4 protein-coding genes are annotated in these 4705 nt (G+C 41.1%); 3 read left to right on the top strand and 1 reads right to left on the bottom strand.

The features are described 5' to 3' along the window. Positions 1–400: 400 nt before the first annotated feature. The 3 genes from HC752_RS23505 (at position 401) to HC752_RS23485 (ending at position 3687) form a co-directional block, all read left to right on the top strand. Complete coding sequence (locus HC752_RS23505; RefSeq protein WP_190337618.1) at positions 401–1258, top strand: hypothetical protein; 858 nt, start codon at positions 401–403, stop codon at positions 1256–1258. A 259-nt stretch (positions 1259–1517) separates the two neighbouring features. Further along, positions 1518–1802 carry a hypothetical protein gene (locus tag HC752_RS23495; RefSeq protein ID WP_190337619.1) on the top strand — a complete coding sequence of 95 codons (285 nt, stop codon included), beginning with the start codon at positions 1518–1520 and terminating at the stop codon, positions 1800–1802. Positions 1803–3144: 1342 nt separating this feature from the next. Next, positions 3145–3687: a hypothetical protein gene (locus tag HC752_RS23485; RefSeq protein ID WP_190337615.1), complete on the top strand. Its 543-nt coding sequence runs from the start codon at positions 3145–3147 to the stop codon at positions 3685–3687. A gap of 605 nt (positions 3688–4292) precedes the next feature. Here the strand turns inward: HC752_RS23485 and HC752_RS23480 are convergent. Continuing rightward, a complete protein-coding gene (locus HC752_RS23480) occupies positions 4293–4532 on the bottom strand; it encodes a hypothetical protein (protein WP_190337614.1) in 240 nt (79 codons plus the stop codon). Between the last annotated feature and the right edge of the window lie 173 nt (positions 4533–4705).

The following is a 4705-nucleotide window of genomic DNA, read 5'->3' as shown; positions in this document are numbered from 1 at the left end:
TGGCTTCAGTGTTTTCGAGTTCGATTCCTCAACCATATCTAAGGTGGGAAGTTCTCTACAAGCCAAGTTTCTGTGGGATTTCATGCCAATTGGAAATTCCGGATTTTGAAGTTTGGTTTTCGGCTCGCTTTCCTAAATTCTCGACTGAATCGGTATTTTGGGTTTTGTGGTCTGGTTGCAGTAGGTTTTGTTAGCTAAGATGCTGTTCATTGAATGCAAGCTAAGTGCTTCATTGCCAAGTAAGTCTGTTTGTTGGTATCGCTCTAACAAAAGCTTCAAACCGACAAACAACGCGTGGCATTTTTGGTTTGCAGTGAATTTAGCGTTTATGGTGCAATGCAGCGGCCTGGTTTGTGCGTTGTCTGCGGTTTAAGCTGGCGTTAGGCATTTTGGAGATGTTATGAATGAATTTTGGGTAAATTTAGTTCCGGATAAGTTTTCAAGCTTTATTGGAACTATATCGCTTGTAGTAGCATTTGTTTGTATGTACATGACGTTCATAGAAAAACAAAGAGCTCATGCTACAAAGTTGTTTGCGATAATGATCGTCGTGTCACTGTCTTTTTTTGCATCCCATTGGGGGACATACTTTGCGGCTATATTCATAGTTGCTACAGCGGTAACAGAGTTGGACTTTTTACAAAATTTAGCCGCAATTATTAGCAAAGATAAAAATTACTTTGAGTATCGAAAAGAAGCATTGTCTAAAGAGCAAAATATTAAGAGGAAAGCAGAGGAAGTTGTAGAAGAAGAGTTCAAGAAAACAATGAAAAGTCAGAAATCTTCTAAAGCAAATGATAAGACAACGGTCAATATTAATGAATTAATAGATTTGCCTCGCGCTTCAATCATGCGTATGGCATTTGAGGTTGAAGATAAGGCTTTGGACTTTTTAAGTAAAACGTACAGTAATATCGAGCGAGGAGTTAGGCTAAGTGGTGCCGGCGGACATATCGATGCAGACGGCTTAATCTTTGATAAAAAAGGTCCCCAAGAGTTTTTTGAGATCAAATGGACAAGAAATGCTCGCAATGTACGTATGCTTATTATGCACGAAGTCAGAAAGGCACAAGAGGTCTTTAGCCAGTTCCAAAACATTACTGGAAGTGTTCCAGAATATAACTTGGTTATAGTAGTCAACGAGTCGGACGATATTCAGAAAGATAAATGGGTAAAGACATTAGATAAAGCAGCAGAAGCAAATGTAAAAGTAAGGTTCCTAACACTAGAAGAAATTGGTTTTAGCGTTACAAAATAAAAATGCCTAACAAATTGTTCAAGAGTGATTCGGCACGCGTGGCATTTTTACTATGCGTTGGTTTTAGTGGTTAAGGTATTATGCGGACGCTTCGGTATCGCGTGCCTCACACCTTAACAAGGCGTTATAGCGCTTTGATAATTCAAGGGTTGTGAGGTTCTCGAAAATTGTAGGCTTCAGTGCTGGAAAATTCGATTTCTTAGTCAGCATCAAGATGGAAAGTCCTCGCAAGCCAAGCCGCTTTGGGATCTCATGACAATTGGGAACGGCAGATTTTGAAGTTTGGCTTTCGGTTCGTTCTTGTAAATTCTTCGACTGGCTCGGTGTTTTGGGTATTGTGGTTTGGTTGCAGCAGGTTTCGTTGTCTAAGATGTCGTTCATTGAATGCAGCCCAAATGCTTCATTGCCAAGCGAGTTTGTATGCCTGTATCGCTCTAACAAAAGCTTCAAACCGACAAACAACGTGTGGCATTTTTGGTTTGCGGTGAGTTTAGTGTTTAAGGCGCAGTGCAGCGGCTTGTTTTGTGCGTTGTCTGCGGTTTAAGCTGGCGTTATAGCGATTTGATAATTCAAGGGTTGTAAGGATTTCGAAAGTTTCTGGCTTCGGAGGTTTGGGTTGAATTTCTCAGCCAAAGTCAAGGTGGTTAACTCGGCGCAAACCAAGTTGCTGCAAGCTTTCAAAACCAATTAGGAACGCCGAATTTTGAAGCTTGGTTTTCTGTTTGTTCTTCTAAATTCTCGACTGAATCGGTGTTTTGGGCTTTGTGGTCTAGTTGCAGGTACTCACTTTGGCTAAAATGTCCTTCAATGGAATGCAAGCTAAGTGCTTCATTGCCAAGCGAGTTTGTTTGTTGGTATCGCTCTAACAAAAGCTTCAAACCGACAAACAACGCGTGGCATTTTTGGTTTGCGGTAATTTTAGTGTTTAAGGCGCAGTGCAGCGGCTTGTTTTGTGCGTTGTCTGCGGTTTAAGCTGGCGTTATAGCGCTTTGATGATTCAAGGGTTGTAAGGTTCTCGAAAATAGCTGGCTTCAGTGCTTCAAATTTTGATTTCTAAACCCGATTCAAGTTGGAAAAGTTGTGGCAAGCCAAGCCGTTGTGACTATTTCAAACCATTCCTGTTTACCGTATTTTGAAGCTTTGTTCTTGTCTCGTTTTTCTAAATCTCCGACCGAATTGGCGTTTTGGGTGTCGTGGTCTGGTTGCAGTAGGTTTTGTTGGCTAAGATGTCGTTCATTGAATGCAAGTTAAGTGCTTCATTGCCAAGTGAGTTTGTGTACTCGTTACGCTCTAACAAACGCTTCAAGCGGACTGCCAACGCGTGGCATTTTAGGTTTGCAGTGATAATTGTGTTTAAGGCGCAATGCGGTAGCTTTTGTATAGCGTTGCCAGCGGCTTAAGCGGGCGTTATAGCGCTTTGATAATTCAAGGGTTGTAAGGCTTTCGAAAGTTGCTCGCATCAGTGCTGGAAAGTTCGATTCCTCAACCATATCCAAAGTGGGAAATTCTCGGCAAACCAAGTTGCTACAAGCTTTCAGAACTAATTGGATTCACTGAATTTCGAAGCTTGGCTATCGGTTCGTTTTCCTGAATTCTCGACAGAGTTGGTGTTTTGGGTTTTGTGGTCTGGTTGCAGTAGGTTTTGTTGGCTAAGATGTCGTTTATTGAATGCATGCTAAGTGCTTCATTGCCAAGCGAGTCTGTTTGCTTGTATCGCTCTAACAAACAATTCAAGCAGACCAAAAACGTGTGGCATTTTTAGTTTGCGTTGAGTTTAGTGTTTAAGGCGCAGTGCAGCGGCTTGTTTTATGCGTTGTCTGCGGTTTAAGCTGGCGTTAGGTGCCAGTGTTACCCACAATTAGTCTATTTTCACAAAGGAATGTTAAATGTATAAAAAAATCGTAGGTGTTGTAATTTTAGTTGGGATCATGTCTGGCTGTGTTAACCGTGATAAAATTTACGCTAATCCACCCCAAGAGCTAGTTGAGTATGTTGATAGGTTAATGCCTGAAGCAGAAAAGTTTGTTAATGAAAATGAGTCAATTGCCTTAGAAAATGGAATCCCTTTAACTGATAAGCAGTTAACTATAGCAGCAAAGGTTGGGGTAAAGTCTCCTAAGAAAATACGGGTATTTTATGTTAATGAACTCCCATCTCCGAAAGATCCTGAGCTTTCAGCCTTAGCTAAAAAGTACGATTATAGCTCTCCAAACATGGCTGCATATACATACGGACACGGTATTTGGATTAAGAAATCGTACAAATACGATATGAAATTACTTTCCCATGAATTAATCCATGTTCGACAGTCAGAGCAACGGGGAAAAAGTGAGCTGACCAAACAATATTTATTGCAGTTATTTATATATGGTTATAGGAATACGCCGTTAGAAGTGGAAGCCTATAATGAAGAAGGCAACTACATTTAAGCACCTAACAAGCAATTTAAACGGAACTAAAACAGTTCGTCATTTTTGCAAAAACAAAGGGCGCAAAAATATCGCCCTATTTTAGTCCGCTTAATGTGGGCGTTATGAAGCATCTAGGAAAATTCAGTAAAATTAGGGTGTAAGGTTCTTCGTTCTCATTTGGTGCCTTTGTTGTTTTGGAATGATCTCAGCCAGAAAACTCGTGCTATTCCTTTGGTTAAATGCCGCTTGGGCTTCATCGAAAGGCAAATAGGCTGTTTGGCTACTTTGCCAAGTGATTCTTTCTAGCAGCCATTTGCTTTACCGCGGTTTTCGTGGGGCGGCAGGGCATTGAAAGCCTCCAAACTAGGCGCGCGTTTTAAGTCAATTTGTCGTGGATTTATCGCGTAGCTGCCGGCATTTTGTGAATTGGCTCTGTGTCTTAGGCTTCTGTATTTGCTGGGAAATAGAGGGTGCCTTAAAGTCCGTTCATAACAAACAATTCAAGCAGACCAAAAACGTGTGGCATTTTTAGTTTGCGTTGAGTTTAGTGTTTATGGTGGTTTGCAGAAGCGGTATTTATACGTTTTTGGCTACTTAATTGGGCGTTATAGCGCTTTGATAATTCAAGGGTTGTCAGGTTCTCGAAAATAGCTGGCTTCAGTGTTTTTGAGTTCGATTCCTCTACCAGCATCAAGGTGGGAAATTTTCAGTAAGCCAAGTTGCTGCAAGCTTTCAAAACCAATTAGGTTCACCGAATTTTGAAGTTTGGTTTTCGGTTTGTTCTTCTCAATTCTCGACTGAATCGGCGTTTTGGGTTTTGTGGTCTGGTTGCAGAAGCTCACTTTGGCTAAGATGTCGTTCATTGAATGCAAGCTAAGTGCTTCATTGCCAAGTAAAGCCTGTTTGCTTGTATCGCTCTAACAAACAATTCAAACAGACCAAAAACGTGTGGCATTTTTAGTTTGCGTTGAGTTTGGTGTTTACGGTGGTTTGCAGAAACGGCATTTGTACGTTTTTGGCAGTTTAATTGGGCGTT

Origin of the sequence: Vibrio sp. S9_S30, from assembly GCF_014694455.1 — a bacterium.
GTDB lineage: Bacteria > Pseudomonadota > Gammaproteobacteria > Enterobacterales > Vibrionaceae > Vibrio.
The sequence above is the reverse complement of the archived record's forward strand: the minus strand, read 5'-3'. Positions and strand labels throughout refer to the sequence as shown.

Excerpts from the sequence above, each read along its gene's own strand:
- HC752_RS23505 (WP_190337618.1), top strand. The coding sequence starts at position 401 with ATGAATGAATTTTGGGTAAATTTAGTTCCGGATAAGTTTTCAAGCTTT.
- HC752_RS23480 (WP_190337614.1), bottom strand. The coding sequence starts at position 4,532 with ATGAACGACATCTTAGCCAAAGTGAGCTTCTGCAACCAGACCACAAAA.
- HC752_RS23485 (WP_190337615.1), top strand. The coding sequence starts at position 3,145 with ATGTATAAAAAAATCGTAGGTGTTGTAATTTTAGTTGGGATCATGTCT.